The 18,149-nt window shown below is 32.6% G+C and carries 17 protein-coding genes and 1 pseudogene; 9 read left to right on the plus strand and 9 right to left on the minus strand.

Going from position 1 to position 18,149, the window contains the following annotated elements; all coding sequences use genetic code 11:
* A partial coding sequence (locus tag AB8B90_RS02875) for a biotin--[acetyl-CoA-carboxylase] ligase (protein WP_405333451.1) occupies positions 1-589 on the minus strand: 589 nt, incomplete at its 3' end.
* Between the two features lie 95 nt (positions 590-684).
* Between AB8B90_RS02875 and rsfS the strand changes: the two genes are divergently transcribed.
* The 8 genes from rsfS to AB8B90_RS02915 all read left to right on the plus strand — a co-directional run bounded on the left by rsfS (position 685) and on the right by AB8B90_RS02915 (position 7,789).
* Complete coding sequence (gene rsfS / locus AB8B90_RS02880) at positions 685-1,056, plus strand: ribosome silencing factor (protein WP_405333453.1); 372 nt, start codon at positions 685-687, stop codon at positions 1,054-1,056.
* A 30-nt stretch (positions 1,057-1,086) separates the two neighbouring features.
* Positions 1,087-3,078 (plus strand): ATP-dependent zinc metalloprotease FtsH, encoded by a 1,992-nt coding sequence (ftsH, locus tag AB8B90_RS02885; RefSeq protein WP_405333455.1) that lies wholly within the window; start codon positions 1,087-1,089, stop codon positions 3,076-3,078.
* A gap of 104 nt (positions 3,079-3,182) precedes the next feature.
* A complete protein-coding gene (locus AB8B90_RS02890; RefSeq protein WP_405333457.1) occupies positions 3,183-3,788 on the plus strand; it encodes an LUD domain-containing protein in 606 nt (201 codons plus the stop codon).
* Positions 3,789-4,610, plus strand: a complete 822-nt coding sequence (locus AB8B90_RS02895) for a phosphatidate cytidylyltransferase (protein ID WP_405333458.1) — start codon at positions 3,789-3,791, stop codon at positions 4,608-4,610. It begins immediately after the preceding gene.
* On the plus strand, positions 4,600-5,253 hold the full coding sequence (locus AB8B90_RS02900) for a phosphatidylserine decarboxylase family protein (RefSeq protein WP_405333460.1): 654 nt from the start codon (positions 4,600-4,602) through the stop codon (positions 5,251-5,253). The genes AB8B90_RS02895 and AB8B90_RS02900 overlap by 11 nt, the downstream gene beginning before the upstream one ends.
* The gene (locus tag AB8B90_RS02905; RefSeq protein WP_405333462.1) at positions 5,250-5,516 is read left to right on the plus strand and encodes an acyl-CoA-binding protein; all 267 of its coding nucleotides are present in this window, start codon (positions 5,250-5,252) and stop codon (positions 5,514-5,516) included. Before AB8B90_RS02900 ends, AB8B90_RS02905 begins: the two co-directional genes overlap by 4 nt.
* A 29-nt stretch (positions 5,517-5,545) precedes the next feature.
* Positions 5,546-6,703: a M28 family metallopeptidase gene (locus AB8B90_RS02910; protein ID WP_405333464.1), complete on the plus strand. Its 1,158-nt coding sequence runs from the start codon at positions 5,546-5,548 to the stop codon at positions 6,701-6,703.
* Between the two features lie 45 nt (positions 6,704-6,748).
* On the plus strand, positions 6,749-7,789 hold the full coding sequence (locus tag AB8B90_RS02915) for an NADH:flavin oxidoreductase (RefSeq protein ID WP_405333466.1): 1,041 nt from the start codon (positions 6,749-6,751) through the stop codon (positions 7,787-7,789).
* On the opposite strand, the gene AB8B90_RS02920 is transcribed toward AB8B90_RS02915, so the two are convergent.
* From AB8B90_RS02920 to AB8B90_RS02935, 4 genes and pseudogenes are all read right to left on the minus strand, one after another.
* Complete coding sequence (locus AB8B90_RS02920) at positions 7,786-8,697, minus strand: dimethylarginine dimethylaminohydrolase family protein (RefSeq protein WP_405333468.1); 912 nt, start codon at positions 8,695-8,697, stop codon at positions 7,786-7,788. The two genes, AB8B90_RS02915 and AB8B90_RS02920, sit on opposite strands and share 4 nt — an antisense overlap.
* 66 nt (positions 8,698-8,763) lie before the next feature.
* Complete coding sequence (locus AB8B90_RS02925; protein WP_405333470.1) at positions 8,764-10,113, minus strand: 3-coathanger stack domain-containing protein; 1,350 nt, start codon at positions 10,111-10,113, stop codon at positions 8,764-8,766.
* Between the two features lie 30 nt (positions 10,114-10,143).
* On the minus strand, positions 10,144-11,694 hold the full coding sequence (locus AB8B90_RS02930; protein ID WP_405333472.1) for a hypothetical protein: 1,551 nt from the start codon (positions 11,692-11,694) through the stop codon (positions 10,144-10,146).
* A gap of 154 nt (positions 11,695-11,848) precedes the next feature.
* Positions 11,849-13,135 (minus strand): annotated as a pseudogene (locus AB8B90_RS02935) (citrate synthase).
* A gap of 215 nt (positions 13,136-13,350) precedes the next feature.
* Here AB8B90_RS02935 and AB8B90_RS02940 point away from each other — a divergent pair.
* Positions 13,351-14,103 carry a DUF481 domain-containing protein gene (locus AB8B90_RS02940; protein WP_405333474.1) on the plus strand — a complete coding sequence of 251 codons (753 nt, stop codon included), beginning with the start codon at positions 13,351-13,353 and terminating at the stop codon, positions 14,101-14,103.
* A gap of 62 nt (positions 14,104-14,165) precedes the next feature.
* Here AB8B90_RS02940 and eno read toward each other — a convergent pair whose 3' ends face one another.
* From eno to rpoA, 4 genes are all read right to left on the minus strand, one after another.
* Positions 14,166-15,458 carry a phosphopyruvate hydratase gene (gene eno / locus AB8B90_RS02945; RefSeq protein ID WP_405333476.1) on the minus strand — a complete coding sequence of 431 codons (1,293 nt, stop codon included), beginning with the start codon at positions 15,456-15,458 and terminating at the stop codon, positions 14,166-14,168.
* Between the two features lie 158 nt (positions 15,459-15,616).
* Positions 15,617-16,720, minus strand: a complete 1,104-nt coding sequence (gene carA / locus AB8B90_RS02950; RefSeq protein ID WP_405333478.1) for a glutamine-hydrolyzing carbamoyl-phosphate synthase small subunit — start codon at positions 16,718-16,720, stop codon at positions 15,617-15,619.
* An 86-nt stretch (positions 16,721-16,806) separates the two neighbouring features.
* Positions 16,807-17,277: a 50S ribosomal protein L17 gene (rplQ, locus tag AB8B90_RS02955; protein ID WP_405333479.1), complete on the minus strand. Its 471-nt coding sequence runs from the start codon at positions 17,275-17,277 to the stop codon at positions 16,807-16,809.
* A gap of 70 nt (positions 17,278-17,347) precedes the next feature.
* Positions 17,348-18,149, minus strand: an 802-nt coding sequence (rpoA, locus tag AB8B90_RS02960; protein WP_405333481.1) for a DNA-directed RNA polymerase subunit alpha, incomplete at its 5' end; no start/stop codon positions are given.

The raw sequence follows: 18,149 nt of genomic DNA on the forward strand, positions 1-18,149 counted from the left end.
TATCTTTTCTGAACAATTTACTTTCATAATCTAGCTTCAACTCATCATATGATTTAGAATCGATTAACGAAAAGTAATGCTTCATTTGCATTAAAACCTCATGAAGTACCTGATCTCTATCAAAGTGCTTTCCTGAAATCAACTGCATAGATGTGGCTTTTGGTAAATCCTTAAACTGTGTTTGGTTTACGTTAATACCAATTCCTATAATAGAGGATTGTAAACAATTTTGTTTTATGACGTTTTCAATTAAAACACCACATAATTTTTGTTGTTCTGACAAAATGTCGTTAGGCCATTTAATTTCAAGCGTATTTAATTGCAATAGTTTCAAAGCCTTAAAAACAGCCAATGACACAGCCATACTTATGTAAAAATGTGATGCTACATCTATACATGATAGATCTTTAAACACACTAAACATGAGGTTTTTAGCGTTTTGAGACTGCCATTGCGCACCCATTTGTCCTCGACCATTGGTTTGATGTTCTGTAACTACTGTGGTAAAATCTTTAACAGATTCTTGTGCACTAAGCTGACGTAAAAACGAATTTGTAGAGTCAATGGCATTAAGTTTGATTATATGCATATGCTGTGTAAAAAAACTTTAAGAATTTCTTATAATGAATTAACCATAATAAGACTAAAAAAAATAATAACTTTGCACAAACTTAAACCAATTTAATGGCGAAAAAAAATACAAGCCCAGACGAACTTATAGCAACAGTTATAGCTGGAATTGAAGATGTAAAAGGAAAGGAGATTACAATTCTGGATTTAAGAGAAATTGAAAATACGGTTTGTAATTATTTTATTATATGTGAAGGTACTTCGAATACTCAAGTAAACGCCATAGTAAATTCCGTACAAAAAAAAGTAAGTAAAGAACTTAAAGACAACCCTTGGCATATTGAAGGTGCTGATAACGCTGAATGGGTTTTAATGGATTATGTGAACATCGTTGTTCATGTATTTCAAAAACACATCAGATCATATTACGATATTGAAAGCCTTTGGGGAGATGCAAAAACTACAGTTATAGAAACTAGTTACTAACAAAACAAGCCACTTTGTGGCATTTATATAATGGCAAAAGACAACAAAAACTTAAGTAAGAAACCTAAATTAAGTCCGTATTGGATTTATGGAATTATCATCGCAGTTTTTTTAGGTATTCAACTATTTTCAGGTGGATTTGGTAGTTCGACAACCAAGAAAATAAATCCTTCAGAGTTTTTCGATTATTTTGAGAATGGAGATGTTGCTAAATTAGAAGTTGTTAATCGTAAAGAAGCTAGAGTTTATTTAACCAAAGAAGCTTTAGAACAAGAGGTTCACAAAAAATCAAAGCCAAATAATTTATTACCTACAGTAACTCCTCAACCAAACTACACATTTGAGTTTGGTGAATTAGAGTTATTTCAAGAGGAAATTAAAAGCATTAAAGAAAACAATACGAGTCTAGATGTCCCAGTGTCGTTTAAGACTGAAGAAAATCATTGGGGAAATTTCCTATTCTCATTACTACCTTTTATTCTAATTATTGGTGTTTGGATTTTTATCATGAGGCGAATGTCTGGAGGTTCTGGTGGTGGAGCTGGTGGACAGATTTTTAACATTGGTAAGTCTAAGGCTAAACTATTTGATGAAAAAACAGATGTAAAAACATCATTTAAAGATGTTGCAGGTCTTGAAGGAGCAAAAGAAGAAGTTCAAGAGATTGTTGACTTTCTAAAAAACCCTGAAAAATACACATCATTAGGTGGTAAAATCCCAAAAGGAGCATTACTAGTAGGTCAACCAGGAACAGGAAAGACCTTATTAGCAAAAGCTGTTGCTGGAGAAGCTAAAGTACCTTTCTTCTCATTATCAGGTTCAGATTTTGTTGAAATGTTTGTTGGTGTAGGAGCTTCAAGAGTGCGTGATTTATTCAAACAAGCTAAAGAAAAATCACCAGCAATTATTTTTATTGATGAAATTGATGCCATTGGTAGAGCTCGTGGAAAAAGTAATTTTTCTGGTTCTAATGATGAGCGAGAAAACACATTAAACCAGTTACTTACTGAAATGGATGGTTTTGGAACTAATACAAATGTTATTGTATTAGCAGCAACAAATAGAGCAGATGTTCTTGATAAAGCTCTAATGCGTGCAGGACGTTTTGACAGACAAATATTTGTAGACCTTCCAGATGTTAGAGAACGTAAAGAAATTTTTGAAGTACATTTAAGACCGATCAAACAATCTGAAAAGCTTGATGTCGATTTCCTAGCAAAGCAAACACCAGGCTTTTCTGGAGCTGATATTGCAAATGTTTGTAATGAAGCTGCTCTTATTGCTGCTCGAAATGGCAAAAAAGCTGTTGGCAAACAAGATTTCCTTGATGCTGTTGACAGAATTGTGGGAGGCTTAGAAAAGAAAAATAAAATCATTACAAAAGACGAAAAGAAAGCCATAGCTTTCCATGAAGCTGGTCACGCTACTGTAAGTTGGATGCTAGAACATGCTGCACCTTTAGTAAAAGTTACAATTGTACCTCGTGGTCAATCATTAGGTGCTGCTTGGTATCTGCCTGAAGAACGTCTTATTGTAAGACCTGAACAGATGTTAGACGAAATGTGTGCTGCACTTGGTGGTAGAGCTGCCGAAAAAGTTATTTTTGATAAAATCTCAACAGGTGCATTAAGTGATTTAGAAAAGGTTACCAAGCAGGCAAGAGCTATGGTAACAATTTATGGTTTGAGTGACAAAGTAGGAAACTTAACATATTATGACTCTTCAGGGCAATCTGAATACGGTTTCACAAAACCTTACAGTGAGCAAACTGCTGAGTTGATTGATAAAGAAATTTCAGATATTATTGAAAAACAGTATCAACGTGCCATTAGTTTATTAGAACAACACAAGGATAAATTATCCGAATTGGCAGAAGTGCTTTTGGAAAAAGAAGTCATTTTCAAAGATAACCTTGAAAAAATCTTTGGAAAACGCCCTTTCGAAAAGAAAGAACTTGTTGAACCGAAAGTTGATGTTGAACAAAATAACGATATACTGGATTCAGAAACAGAAGAAGAGTAATCTTTTAAAATCCCATAAAAAACTTAAATTGACTAAGCATTAATTTAAGTTTTTTTATATTTGATAATTACTATAGTAAAATTAGGTTAATAGCAAATTTTTAAATGAGTCTATTTCGTAAAATCTTCGGTTTAAAAGACACACCAGAAGATCACATAAAAAGCGAAGAGAGAGGCAAATATATGCCTGAGATAAAACTGCCCATAGACGAACAATTTACAATTAATTTTAAAGCAAATGGTGGGAAATTCTTGTATTGTGAAAACATAAAGGATGTTAATGAAAACCTCAATAATATTCTCAAAGAAAACAATTGGGAAGATGATAATGTTTTAATATTTGACGATCGTTTAAATGAAATGTTTAAGGACTTCAAATTTAAAACCACAAAAAAAGTATCTGATTGCAACTACTTTTTATCAACTTGTGAGTATTTAATTTCAGATGATGGCTCTCTTTTAATTTCTTCTAATCAGATTGCTGAAAAAAAGCTTAAAGAACTTCCAACAAATTTTATTATTTATGCAACTACAAGTCAGTTTGTACAAAATATTGGTGAAGGTTTAAGAGGAATTAAAGGAAAGAATAAAGACAAAATACCAACAAACATTACAACGATTAAACACTTCAAAACTATTGAAGACAAAGATTTTCTTACCTATGGAAGTAGCTCAAAAAACTTATATTTGCTACTGTTAGAAGATTTATAGATGAAAGAAATCCTTACAAGAGCATTTTCAGGACTGTTATATGTTTTACTTCTTATTGGTTCGTTATACTGGCAACACGCGCTTATAATACTCTTTTTTATTTTCGGAATCATTTCTTTGGCAGAGTTTAAAAAACTCATCAACCTAAAAAGCTTTGTTCCATACATAATATTTTCAATTTTATATTTAGGTTTTGCGTATTGGGACATTATTTCTAATAGCGCTAAAGGTCACGACGAAGCGTCGCAAATATTACTAGTTATTACCATATTTGTGCTACTCATCCTGATAAAAGATTTATTTTCAGAAAAAATGATTCCTCTTTTTGAATCTAAGCGTTTTATCATAACAACCTTTTATTTATCAAGTGGTTTTGTTTTTTTAGTTGCTATAGCTAACTTCGACCAGGCCTTTACTCCGCTTCTGTTATTAGGATCTTTTATACTTATTTGGGTTAACGACACATTTGCCTTTCTGGTTGGTAAAAACTTTGGAAAGCAAAAATTATTCCCTAGTATTTCTCCAAAGAAAACAGTTGAAGGCTTTCTTGGTGGATTATTCTTTTCGTGTATTGCAAGTTATTTCATAGCAGAGTACACTCAAACATTAAGCTTCACCAATTGGCTTATTCTTGCTATTATTATTAGTGTGTTTGGAACTATTGGCGATTTGATTGAATCTAAGTTTAAGCGTCAAGCCAATGTCAAAGATAGTGGTATAATTATGCCAGGACATGGAGGATTATTAGATCGCTTAGATAGTATTATCTTTACGGCACCATTTATATTTTTATTTTTAAGAATTATCACATATGTTTCATAAAGAAGGTTATAAAATTATTACGATCACACTAGCTCTAATCACTGGAACTGTCCTTATCATAGACAGATTTGTTGACTTACCTTGGCTGAAATTACTTCTCATGGTTAGCATGTTGGTACTTTTAGTATTAATACTTCAATTCTTTAGAAATCCTAAACGTCATACTAAACTTGAAGACCATACTGCTGTTTCTCCTGTTGATGGTAAAGTTGTTGTGATTGAAGAAGTTTTTGAAAAAGAGGTCTTTAACGATAAACGAATACAAGTATCTGTTTTTATGTCTCCAATCAATGTACATGTTACGCGTTACCCTATTAGTGGAAAAGTAAGTTACAGTAAATATCATCCTGGTAAATATCTTGTCGCTTGGCATCCTAAAGCTAGTGAGGAGAATGAACGTACGACTGTTGTGGTAGACAATAAAAATTTTGGACGAATTTTATACCGCCAAATTGCAGGTGCTCTAGCCAAACGTATTGTAAATTATGCAAAAGTAGAAGACAATGCTGTTCAAGGTACTGACTCTGGTTTCATAAAATTTGGAAGTCGAGTAGATTTGTTTTTACCTTTAGATGCAGATATTAAAGTAGAACTCAATCAAAAAGTAAGAGGAGGCGAAAGTATTATTGCCGAAAAAGTATGACTTCAGAAGAATTAGATATTGCATTTCATGAGGCTGTTGCAAGAATTAATGCACACAACGAGCCCTTTCCTGCAGATTTCCTTCTAAGGTTATATGCTTATTATAAAAAAGCGACCAATAATTATGGTCGACCAAGTAGTAGTAAACCTATCATTAATGCGTTTAAAACTAATGCGCTGTTTCAAGTTCAAGACGTTACTGAAGATGAAGCCAAAAAAGTTTATATAGATTTAGTAAATAATTATTTCCTGTATAGAGAATAAGTTTAGTTTTTCTCAAAATTCATACGTTATTGAAAAAATTAATTTTAACCTATTTTATATCGTTGATTGTATTAACGATTCAATCTCAAACATTCAATTCATTTTACTCAAGTATTATTGAAAGTTCTTCGCAATCTAACTTGTTAAACGATCTAAAAACATTTGAAAATTTCGGAATTAAAAATGTAGGCTCTTCAAAACTTACAGATGCCGAAAACTGGATTTCGTCGCGTTACAAAAGTTTAGGATATTCAGACATTGTACTACAACCATTTACATATTCTGCTGGAACAAGTAATAATATTATTATAACCAAAACAGGGACCGTGTACCCAAACACTTACGTTATTATAGATGGTCATTATGATACCATCAGTGGCGCTGGAACGAATGACAATGGTTCTGGCACTGTTCTAATTATGGAATTGGCACGCTTACTTAAAGATGTAGACACCGAATATTCTATTAAATTCATTCATTTTTCTGGTGAAGAAGACGGTTTAATTGGAAGTAAATATTATGTAAAAAACACCGTAGTTCCCGAAAACTTAGATATAAGATTGGTTTTAAATATTGATGAAGTTGGTGGTATTTCAGGAATTAATAATGATACTATAGTGTGTGAACGTGACGAATCTAAGCCAAAATCAAACAATGAAGCTTCTAACATCTACACTAATGAATTAGCAAAACTTATCGAATTATATTCTGATTTAAAAACTGAAATTGCGCATGCTTATAATTCAGATTATATGCCTTTTGAAGACCATGGAGAAATCGTTACAGGACTGTTTGAAAAAAACGAAACGCCTCATGCGCATACCTCTACAGATTTGTTAAAAAACATGGATGTGCCCTACTTATATCAAGTTACTAAAGGCACGCTTGGCGCAATATTAGAATTTACTAACGCTTATGATACACTCAGCGAAAAAGAAACCATAGAATTAAATAAACTGATTAATATTTCTACACATAGTGATCAGACTATCAGTGTGTCTTTAGTAGATTTTTTCAAGCAAACTATCGATTTTAAACTTATTGATATGTTAGGCAAAACTGTTTATAAAAACACATTTGAAAAATTTCCGAAAACAATTACAACAGAAAGGCTGTCGATTTCGCAATATTTTGCTGTATTAAGTATAGATAACAAACGATTCATTAAACGTATTATTATAGAATAAATGACAAACACCAACCAAGCTCTCCAATTTTCTTGTGGTATAACAATGTCTAATAAATTTATGTTAGCTCCTATGACAAACACCCAAAGTCATGAGGATGGCACATTATCAGATGATGAATACCATTGGTTGGTAATGCGAGCTAAAGGTGGATTTGGTTTAACCATGACCTGTGCATCACATGTTCAAGCTAATGGCAAAGGATTTCCAGGGCAATTAGGAATTTTTTCAGACAAACATATTGAAGGGCATACGCGTTTAGCCTCAGGCATTAAAGCTCATGGTAGTCTAGCAGTTGTACAATTGCACCACGCGGGAATGCGTTCACCAGAAGATTTAATTATAGGGCAACCTGTATCTGCTTCTAGTATTGAAAAATATAACTCAAGAGGTTTAACCCTTGAAGACATCCATCAACTCAAAGACGATTTCATTGCTGCAGCGATTAGGGCTCAACAATGTGGTTATGATGGTGTTGAAGTTCATGGAGCACATGGTTATATTTTATCACAGTTTTTAAGTGCAAAAATTAACTCAAGAACTGATAATTATGGAGGCAGTTTAGAAAATAGAGCACGTTTACTTTTTGAAATCACCAATGGTATTAGAATGGCTTGCGGACCAAATTTTCTATTAGGTTTACGTTTATCACCAGAACGTTTCGGAATGCAATTACAAGAGGTTAAAACGATTTGTCAACAATTTATTGATGAAAATCAAATTGATTTTTTAGACATTTCACTTTGGGATTGTTTTAAAAACCCAGAAGAGGAAGAACACCAACATCTAACTTTATTGAAGCACTTTACAAATTTAGATTTCAAAAATGTAAAACTTACGGTAGCTGGAAAAATTAACTCAGGACAAGATGTGAAAAAGATATTAGATGCAAAGGTCGATTTTGTAAGCATTGGTCGTTCTGGTATTTTGCATCATGATTTCCCAAAACAAGTATTAGCCAATCCTAATTTTACTCCTACTCCTACTCCAGTAAGTGAAACCTATTTACACAACGAAGGTTTGAGCAATAAATTTGTGACGTATATGAAGCGTTGGGATGGTTTTGTTGCTGAAAATAATTCCTAATCTCTAATTAAAGGCATTGTAGAACAACGCAGTAGACCTTCTTGTTTTGCTATTTCAGCATAAGGCACTTCTTCAACTGTAAATCCGTTATCACGAAGCCAAGTGTTTAGTCTGATAAAATTACGTTCAGAAATAATCACATCTTCAGAAATAGAAAAGATATTACTATTCATATTGTACATCTCATCTTTAGTAATTTCAAAAACGTTCTCCTTTCCAAAGAAATTAACCAACCATTCGTATTCACTTTCAACTAAAAATCCGTTTTTATGAATAATGGCTTTGTCTTTCCCAATTGGCTGAAAACAGCAATCTAAATGCAATGCATTGTCTTTTGGTTCTGTATTAGATTTACGCAATTCAAATGACTTCACTGTTTTGTGAGGAAATAATTCTTGAATGGCAATCACTGCATCCATATTAGTTCTTGCTGTTATATAATCGGAATAATCTTCGCCAGAATAAGTGCCAATAAAAATAAAATCATTCCAAGGCATAACGTCTCCACCTTCAACATGACATTCTTCTGGTAAGGTAATGCGATTGTCTTCTGGAATTTGAGACCACACATGTTCAATAGCATCAATTTCACGATCACGATCTGGTAAAATATTAGCTCTTACGAACTTATCATCAATTACAAATGAAATGTCTCTCGCAAAAATCTGGTTATAATCTTTAATAACTTCTGGTCTATATACCTTAACATCATACTTTTTTAAAACCTCAGCAACAGCTTCCATTTCTGTAATCATATCTGCTTCTAAAGGATAGGTTCCTGCTTTGATATGCTCAGCTGATTTTGGATCGTAAGTATCTTCTAATTTAGGTGTAGGACCAATACTTTCCGCTGTTCCTAAAATAACAGCTCGCAAACGAGCTGTTTCATTTTGAATGTGTAGTTTCATATGTTGCAAATATAAAAAAAGCTCCACTTATAACAGTAGAGCTTTTAGAAATTGAAATGTATATGGTTAATTTTTAACTAGTTTTTTGATTAAAACATTACCATCAACTAAACTAATTGAAACAATATAAACACCTTTAGGGAAATTACTAACATCTACATTAAAACTCTTACTTGCTTTTATTACTTTATAAAATTCTACTTCACCAAAAACTGAAATAATTTTAATTCTATTAAACTCAGAATAGATTGACTCTAACTTTGTAAAATTGCTTGAAGGATTTGGTATAATCCTAAAATCATCATTAATTTTTAAGTCGTCATCAATATCTTCTTTATCATTTAGATATTTTGAGTCAGTAGTTTGATTTCGATATAAAAAATCATCTGAACAAGCTTCGACATAAGCCGCAAACCTAGACTGTGATTCAGCTTCAAATCCTGGATTCAGTTCTACAAAATTTCCTGCATGATAAATCGCATTTGCATCAACATCGATAAAATTTGTAGCAAAAATAGTTTCATCGGCCTGCCTATTTTCTGTAGTATTACTATTTACATCATCAAGAGGTGAGGACAATGTAAGTGTAATAGGACAATTGCATAAGTCTGAAGCAATGATATTAATATCATTTGCATCTAGATCAAATCCATTAGACTCTAAATACATTCTCGGCAATTGGTTGTTATCTGGTTCAGCTGGATAATTTTCAATTGTTCCATTGTAATTCCCAGAAATATTATAACTAGAAATTGCAGCTTTAGCATTTCTAACTAATAGATTGTTTGCTGAGTTGCTCAAAGCTATTGATGTAACAATAATTGTTGCGTTTCTATTATTCTTAAAGTCAGTATAATTTTGAAATGCCAAATCACTATTCATTTCTGGATTATCTATGCTAACCAAATTTGAAGATGTTGGATAGCTTGGGTGAGTTGTCAATAAACCTCTAGATGTATCAGTAAATAGATAAACAACTAAGTTTTGTGTTGCAATATGATTTAACTGAGTCTGAGGACTAATTATCCTCGAGTTAGGTATTGCATCTAAAGCATCACCAATTAATGCAAGTGATTCATGAGCATAATCACCTCCTGTCATTCTCCTAGGAAATGTGATTGCCTCAGTTAAATTATTCGTAAAAGCACCATCATTATTAGGGTCTTCTATATAAATCCATGGATTACCTCCGGGCAAAATAGGACCACCTCCAGCATAATGCACTATAGCTATTCTATTATTAGGATTACAATCTAAAGCATCAGTTATTATCTGATTTAAAGAAGTTGTCATATCATTCCATTCGGTTGTTGAAATAGAAGTACTATTATCAAGCCAAAATATAATATCTCTTTGTGCATTAGCTTTAACAAAGCTAAAACATATAATAATTATTAATATATATAAGTTTTTCATAATAAAATTATTTTAAGTTAAACTTATAGTCTATCGCTTTAACAATGCCTTTACCATGGCCTTCAATTCGTCAATCTCTTTACTTTGTTGCTCTACTTTTTTGTCTTGTTCAATGATGTAAAGTGTTAGCTCTTCTATCTTTTCCATTTGCTTGGCTTGCATTTTAGCCAAATCTAAACCATTGGTTGTGAGTTCTTTGGCAGATGCTATACCAGGTAAATGTTTATTGGCTTTTATAAAACTTTCAACTTCATTTAGAGACCTTAATTTATAATCATCAGCAAAAACATAATCTGCCCAATCTGCTGTACTTCTCAAGGCAACTTTTACTTTTTCAGTAAGAACTCCACCTTCAACATATAATCTATATTCACCTGTATCCTTAGGATAATTTGTAAGGTCAGTTACTGGAGTTGGCTTACCTATATATATTGCTCCTCCATCACTATCTCCTATATCAAACATCATTCTGTTATTATTCATATAAACTGTCCTATGTCCAGTCAAAGTATCATCAGAATTATAAATATTATTATTTGAACCTCCAGTTCCTCCTTCATCAGTCGTTAAGACTACATCTCCGTCAACATTAACAGTTAAAACAACTCCAGTTGAAGTAACAGTTGGACTATTCGAATTAAGACTTCTAAATCGTAATCCTGAAGTACCTGCATTACCATTTCCTAATTCCAAAAGGTTTTTTGGAAGAATATTGTTACCCAGTCCTATTCCAGTTCGTCCTTTAGCTCCAATTAGTATTCTTTGGTTACCATTACCATCAGCCAAAATAATTGTATTTGAGGAGTCTTTCCCTGTTTTATCACTTGTTGAATTTGAGGTTGGTACAGTAACTTTTCCTAAAAACGTATTATTGCTACCAGTTGATAAATTATTACCAGAATAAGAACCAATTATTGTATTATTAGATCCCTCTTTTAAGGACACAGCTGTCCAACTTCCTATTGCTAAATTTTTATTACTAGCCCCTTGTATTTTAGGTAGTGAATAATATCCAATTCCAATATTATCTATTCCGAAATTAGTAGATTCTAAAGTTCTATGACCAAAAGCAATATTTTTATCTCCAGTCTGGTTGGTTTCTAAAGTTCTACTACCTATTCCAATATTAAACTTACCCGCTTTACTGCTTCTCATGGCGTGATGACCAATAGCAATGTTGTATGAGCCCAATTCATTATACTTTAAAGCTTCAAAACCAAAAGCACTATTAGCAGAACTTACATTTTTTTCTAATGCACCATAGCCAAAAGCATTATTAAACTTAATGGCATTAGCTTCATTAAACGAGGACAATGCTTTTATACCAAACGCACTATTAAATGAATACAATCCGGAATTATAATTTGTAGTTCCAGCATTCAAGCCAAAGAAAGTATTCTTAGTTGATATTAATCCTGCATAGGAATTAGAACGTCTAAATTCAACATGTTGATTATTACTAGTTCCTAAAAAACTTCCAGGAGATATTGCATTAGTCGCTTGTGTAGTTTGAGCATCTAAAGTAAAAAATACTCCTGTAAAGAATAAAATTAGTGTGTAAAAAAAGTGTTTTGATTTCATAATAAATTGATTTTAAGTGATTCCCTCTCTTTAAATTTAAAGATTATTTTCTAGAAAAAAATGATTTGGATAGATTATTTACTCAGATATAGAAAATAAAAAAAGCTCCATAATTTATTATGAAGCTTTATAAATCTAGAATAGAGTTATAATATTATCTCTCTGAAACCTCTTTAAATGGTCTAAATGTTTCACCTGTATATAATTGACGTGGACGACCTATTGGTTCTTTACGCATACGCATTTCTTTCCATTGTGCTATCCAACCTGGTAAACGACCTAATGCAAACATTACTGTAAACATTTCTACAGGAATTCCCATAGCTCTGTAAATAATTCCTGAGTAGAAATCTACGTTAGGATATAATTTTCTATCTACGAAATACGGATCTTCTAAAGCTTCTTTTTCTAAGCCTTTAGCAATATCTAATATTGGATCTTCAACCCCTAAATCGGCTAACACTTCATCTGCAGCTACTTTAATAATTTTAGCTCTTGGATCGAAGTTTTTATAAACTCTATGTCCCAATCCCATTAAACGGAAAGGATCACTTTTATCTTTAGCTTTAGCCATGTATTTTTAAGTATCACCACCATCTTCCTTAATAGCCTCAAGCATTTCTAGAACGGCTTGGTTTGCACCACCATGTAATGGTCCCCAAAGTGCTGAAATTCCAGCAGCTAACGATACAAATAATCCTGCGTGAGATGAACCTGTAATTCTAACTGTAGATGTTGAACAGTTTTGCTCGTGGTCTGCATGAAGAATTAATAATTTATCTAAGGCATTTACCAAAATTTCGTTTTGTTGATATTCTGTGTTTGGTCTTTTAAACATCATTTTTAGAACATTCTCAACATAGCCTAAGCTATCATCTCCATATTCTAAAGGCAAGCCATGCTTTTTACGCATTGTCCAAGCTACCAATACTGGAAATTTTCCTAAGATACGTACAATCGCATTATACATATCTTCGTCAGAATCTACATCAACTGAAGAAGGATTAAACGCTGTTAAAGCACTAGTTAATGATGACAACACTCCCATTGGGTGCGCTGATTTAGGAAATGCTTCAATAATCTTTTTTATATCATCATCAACCACAGAATGATGTTTGATATCTGAGTGAAACTTATCTAGTTCTTCTTGTGTTGGTAATTCTCCGAAAATAAGTAAGTAAGCCACTTCTAAGAAATCAGCTTTTTCTGCTAATTCTTCAATAGAATAGCCACGATATCTTAAAATTCCTTTTTCACCATCTAAAAATGTAATTGCACTTTCACAACTTCCCGTGTTTTTATAACCTGGATCAATTGTAATGACACCTCCTGTTGCACCTCTTAATGTTTTAACATCAATAGCAACTTCATTTTCTGTTCCTGTAACTAAAGGAAATTCATATTTTTTTCCATTAATTTCTAAGGTAGCTTTATCTGACATATATCTTGAGATTTTATTTTGTTTTTAAGTATTGCAAAATTACGAAATATATAAGGATTTATTAACTCCCTTTATAATGCTTTTAACAATTATGATATTGATAAAATAGATATTAAAATTATAATGATAATTGATACATTAACAAATGTATTAAATGAATCACCTCATTGATTTTAAAGGGTTAAATACTATTTTTACAATTAAATCATATAAATATGTTGCGACTAACATTGGTGCTTATAATAATGACTTCAATTTCTCATGCTCAAGTCATAAACGTAGAAACGCTCAGAAAACCTTCAGATTCAACGAAATGGACTGGCTCTGTGAGTTTAGATATATCCTTAATAAGAAATGTCAATGATATTGTTAGAATTGCTAATAAAGCACATGTGCAATATAAAGACTCTATGAATTTATGGTTGTTTGTGAATGATATCAATCTGCAAAAAATTGAAGGAAACTCTTTAGTTAATAGAGGCACACAACATTTACGATACAACCGAAAAATCACAGAGAAAGTAAAATGGGAAGCTTTTGCTCAAGCTCAATACGATGCGATTTCAGATATTAACCTTAGAGCTTTAGTAGGAACTGGTCCGCGTTTTAAACTCAGTGAAAACGATAATTATAAGTTTTACTTGGGAACTTTGGTAATGTATGAATATGAAAAAGCTTCAGATGTTATTGAAGACCGACTCCAAGAAGACATTAGAGGAAGTGCTTATCTCTCTTTTAGTTTATATCCTTCAGAAACCTTAAGTATTATTAGTACAAGCTACTTTCAGCCAAGGTTTGATAAATTTAAAGATCATAGATTATCAAGTAATACCTCTGTTCTATTTAAAATACTGGATGACTTAGCGTTTAAAACTACCTTTAATTATTTCTTTGATGCAGAACCTGTGAGTACTGCAATCCCAAGAACACAGTATGAGTTGACTAATGGACTATTATACTCATTCTGATTGTATAAAAAAACCTATTCGAATCAACGAATAGGTTTTAAATTTTATGTACTAAGAAGATCTTACTTCACCTTAAACGCATTCATTTGCGGAAAGTAAGCGACTTCATCTAATTCTTCTTCAATACGTAAAAGTTGGTTGTATTTTGCCATACGATCACTACGAGACGCAGAACCTGTTTTAATTTGACCAGTGTTTAAAGCCACAGCTAAATCGGCTATGGTATTATCTTCAGTTTCTCCAGAACGATGTGACATGACAGATGTATAACCAGCATTGTGGGCCATATTAACTGCTGAAATTGTTTCAGTTAACGTACCAATTTGATTCACTTTTATTAAAATAGAATTTGCTATTCCATTTTCAATTCCTCTACCTAAACGTTCTACGTTGGTTACAAATAAATCGTCACCGACCAACTGTACTTTATCACCAATTTGTTCTGTTAAATATTTCCAACCATCCCAATCATTTTCGTCCATACCATCTTCAATAGAAAGAATTGGGTATTTACGAGACAATTCGGCTAAATAATCAGCTTGTTCTTTACTAGTTCTAACAACTCCCGAATCGCCTTCAAAAATTGTGTAATCGTATTTTCCGTCTTTATAAAATTCTGCAGCAGCACAATCTAAAGCAATCATCACATCATCACCTAATTTGTATCCTGCATTTGAAACCGCTTTAGCAATCGTTTCTAGAGCATCTTCTGTTCCGCCTTCTAAGTTTGGTGCAAAACCACCTTCATCACCAACAGCTGTACTTAGACCTCTATCGTGTAATACTTTTTTAAGGTGATGAAAAATTTCAGTTCCCATTTGCATCGCATGTGTGAAATTTTTCGCTTTTACAGGCATTACCATAAACTCTTGGAAAGCAATTGGTGCATCACTATGAGAACCACCATTAATAATATTCATCATTGGCACTGGTAATGTATTTGCAGACACACCTCCAACATATCTATATAATGGCATTCCTAATTCGCTTGCCGCAGCTTTAGCAGCAGCTAAAGACACACCTAAAATAGCATTAGCTCCTAATTTTGACTTATTAGGAGTTCCGTCTAACTCTATCATTAACTGATCAATTCTATTTTGATCAAACACAGATTCACCTAGTAATTCTTGAGAAATAATTGAATTTACATTATTAACAGCTTTAGAAACACCTTTTCCCATATATGCATCTCCACCATCACGAAGTTCTACAGCTTCATGTTCTCCTGTAGAAGCTCCAGAAGGCACTGCTGCTCTTCCCATAATTCCATTTTCGGTAATCACATCAACTTCAACGGTTGGGTTTCCTCTTGAATCTAAAATTTGTCTTGCATGAATATTAATTATAATGCTCATTTTTCTATTAATTTATATTGTTAAAATTGTTTTACAAAATTACGAAATAGTTGTTCTATAAAGGTTCTGTATGATTCAGAATTACATTATATCTTAACTACAATGTTTTCGTAACGTAAAAAAAGCAACGAAAGTTTAAAATCGTTGCTTTTTTGTTATTAGTTTTTTTTGACATTCTGTATAAACTCATCAAATAAATAGGTTGAATCGTTTGGTCCAGGACTCGCTTCAGGATGATATTGCACTGAAAAACAATTTTTATTTTTCATTTTAATACCTGCGACTGTATGATCATTTAAATGTACATGAGTAATATCTATATCAGGATGTGCTTCCGTTTCCTCTCTGTTGATAGCAAAACCATGGTTTTGAGATGTGATTTCTCCTTTTGTCGTTATTAAATTCTGAACAGGATGATTAATTCCTCGGTGACCATTATGCATTTTATAGGTAGAAATACCATTTGCTAATGCGATCACTTGGTGACCTAAACAAATTCCAAATAAAGGCAAGTCACGCTTAATGATTTCTTTAGCTACAGTTTGTGCTTCAACTAATGGTTCAGGATCACCAGGACCATTAGAAATAAAATAGCCATCAGGCTTGAAAGCTTCTAAATCTTCAAATTTTGAATTATGAGGAAATACTTTTATGTAAGCATCGCGTTTGGCTAAATTACGAAGGATATTCTTTTTTATTCCAATATCTAATGCTGCGATTTTATGAGTTGCGTTTTCATCTCCAAAATAATAAGGTTCTTTGGTAGAAACTTTCGATGCTAACTCGAGACCTTCCATGCTTGGCACTTCAGCTAATTCTTTCTTTAATTCATCAATTTTATCAACTTCAGTTGAGATAACAGCATTCATAGCACCATGATCTCTAATATGGCTTACTAGTGCTCTAGTATCCACATCTGAAATAGCTAACAAATTATTGTCATCTAAAAATTCCTCCAGAGATTTATCTCCTGCAGGACGAGAATAATTAAAGCTAAAGTTTTTACAGATTAATCCAGCAATTTTAATAGCATCGGATTCTATTTCATCCGCTTTGGTTCCGTAGTTACCAATATGTGCATTGGTTGTTACCATTAGCTGTCCATAATAAGAAGGGTCTGTGAAAATTTCTTGATAACCAGTAGTACCAGTATTAAAGCAAACTTCACCAAAAGCAGTACCTTCTTTACCGATAGATTTCCCATGGAAAATTGTTCCGTCTGCGAGTAAGATTAGGGCTTTTTTACGTTTTAAGTATATCATTTTTATAGAAAAGTTTTACAAAATTGCATAAAAAAAAGGATAATCTAAAACAGATTATCCTTTATATATTAAATGCTTATTAACATTTATTCTTCTTCGTTAGTTGTTACTGGGGCAGCTGCTGCAGCTGCTGGTTTTGAACCACCTCTTCTACTTCTTCTAGTAGTTTTCTTAGCTTTCTTACCAGCATTGTAGATTTCATTATAATCTACTAACTCTATCATTGCCATATCAGCATTATCACCAAGTCTGTTTCCTAATTTGATGATTCTTGTATAACCGCCTGGACGATCTCCAATTTTCACAGCAACGTCTCTGAATAATTCAGTAACCGCATCTTTTTGTCTAAGTTTAGACATTACGATACGTCTGTTGTGAGTTGTATCTGATTTAGATTTAGTGATCATTGGCTCCACAAATTGTTTTAAAGCTTTTGCTTTAGCAACTGTTGTATTAATACGTTTGTGCTCAATTAATGAACAAGCCATATTAGCTAACATTGCTTTTCTGTGAGCTGTCTGTCTTCCTAAATGGTTAAATTTCTTTCCGTGTCTCATGACTTTCTATTTATCATCTTGCTTCCAAACTCAAATTTTGAGGAGCAAAATATGATTATTATAATTTAATTTAATCTTTATCTAATTTGTATTTTGCTAAGTCCATTCCGAAGTTAAGACCTTTAACATTTACAAGCTCTTCTAGCTCAGTTAAAGATTTCTTACCGAAGTTACGGAACTTCATTAAGTCATTTTTGTTGAAAGATACTAAGTCTCCTAGAGTATCTACCTCAGCAGCTTTTAAACAATTTAAAGCACGTACAGAAAGATCCATGTCAACTAATTTAGTTTTCAATAGTTGTCTCATGTGAAGTGATTCTTCATCATAAGTTTCAGTTTGTGCAATTTCATCAGCTTCAAGGGTGATACGCTCATCAGAGAATAACATGAAGTGGTGAATTAAAATTTTAGCTGCTTCAGTTAAAGCATCTTTTGGGTGAATTGATCCATCACTGATGATTTCAAAAACTAATTTTTCATAATCGGTTTTTTGCTCAACACGGAAGTTTTCAATACTATACTTTACATTTTTGATTGGCGTGTAAATTGAATCTGTAAAGATTGTTCCGATTGGCGCAGACGCTTTTTTATTTTCTTCTGCAGGAACATAACCTCTTCCTTTTTCAATAGTTATTTCCATATTGATACTTACTTTAGGATCTAAGTTACAAATGACTAAGTCTTTGTTTAATACTTGGAATCCTGAAATAAACTTTTGGAAATCTCCAGCCGTAATTTGATCTTGACCAGAAATAGAAATAGAAACAGATTCGTTATCTACTTCATCAATTTGACGCTTAAAGTTAACTTGCTTTAAGTTCAAAATCATTTCTGTAACATCTTCAACAACACCTGCTATTGTAGAGAATTCA

This window comes from Psychroserpens sp. (genome assembly GCF_045105015.1).
Classification (GTDB): domain Bacteria; phylum Bacteroidota; class Bacteroidia; order Flavobacteriales; family Flavobacteriaceae; genus Psychroserpens.

Excerpts from the sequence above, each read along its gene's own strand:
- AB8B90_RS02920 (WP_405333468.1), bottom strand. The coding sequence starts at position 8,697 with ATGAAACTACACATTCAAAATGAAACAGCTCGTTTGCGAGCTGTTATT.
- AB8B90_RS02890 (WP_405333457.1), top strand. The coding sequence starts at position 3,183 with ATGAGTCTATTTCGTAAAATCTTCGGTTTAAAAGACACACCAGAAGAT.
- rsfS (WP_405333453.1), top strand. The coding sequence starts at position 685 with ATGGCGAAAAAAAATACAAGCCCAGACGAACTTATAGCAACAGTTATA.
- AB8B90_RS02915 (WP_405333466.1), top strand. The coding sequence starts at position 6,749 with ATGTCTAATAAATTTATGTTAGCTCCTATGACAAACACCCAAAGTCAT.
- AB8B90_RS02925 (WP_405333470.1), bottom strand. The coding sequence starts at position 10,113 with ATGAAAAACTTATATATATTAATAATTATTATATGTTTTAGCTTTGTT.
- eno (WP_405333476.1), bottom strand. The coding sequence starts at position 15,458 with ATGAGCATTATAATTAATATTCATGCAAGACAAATTTTAGATTCAAGA.
- carA (WP_405333478.1), bottom strand. The coding sequence starts at position 16,720 with ATGATATACTTAAAACGTAAAAAAGCCCTAATCTTACTCGCAGACGGA.
- AB8B90_RS02900 (WP_405333460.1), top strand. The coding sequence starts at position 4,600 with ATGTTTCATAAAGAAGGTTATAAAATTATTACGATCACACTAGCTCTA.
- AB8B90_RS02940 (WP_405333474.1), top strand. The coding sequence starts at position 13,351 with ATGTTGCGACTAACATTGGTGCTTATAATAATGACTTCAATTTCTCAT.
- rplQ (WP_405333479.1), bottom strand. The coding sequence starts at position 17,277 with ATGAGACACGGAAAGAAATTTAACCATTTAGGAAGACAGACAGCTCAC.
- AB8B90_RS02905 (WP_405333462.1), top strand. The coding sequence starts at position 5,250 with ATGACTTCAGAAGAATTAGATATTGCATTTCATGAGGCTGTTGCAAGA.
- AB8B90_RS02895 (WP_405333458.1), top strand. The coding sequence starts at position 3,789 with ATGAAAGAAATCCTTACAAGAGCATTTTCAGGACTGTTATATGTTTTA.
- AB8B90_RS02930 (WP_405333472.1), bottom strand. The coding sequence starts at position 11,694 with ATGAAATCAAAACACTTTTTTTACACACTAATTTTATTCTTTACAGGA.
- ftsH (WP_405333455.1), top strand. The coding sequence starts at position 1,087 with ATGGCAAAAGACAACAAAAACTTAAGTAAGAAACCTAAATTAAGTCCG.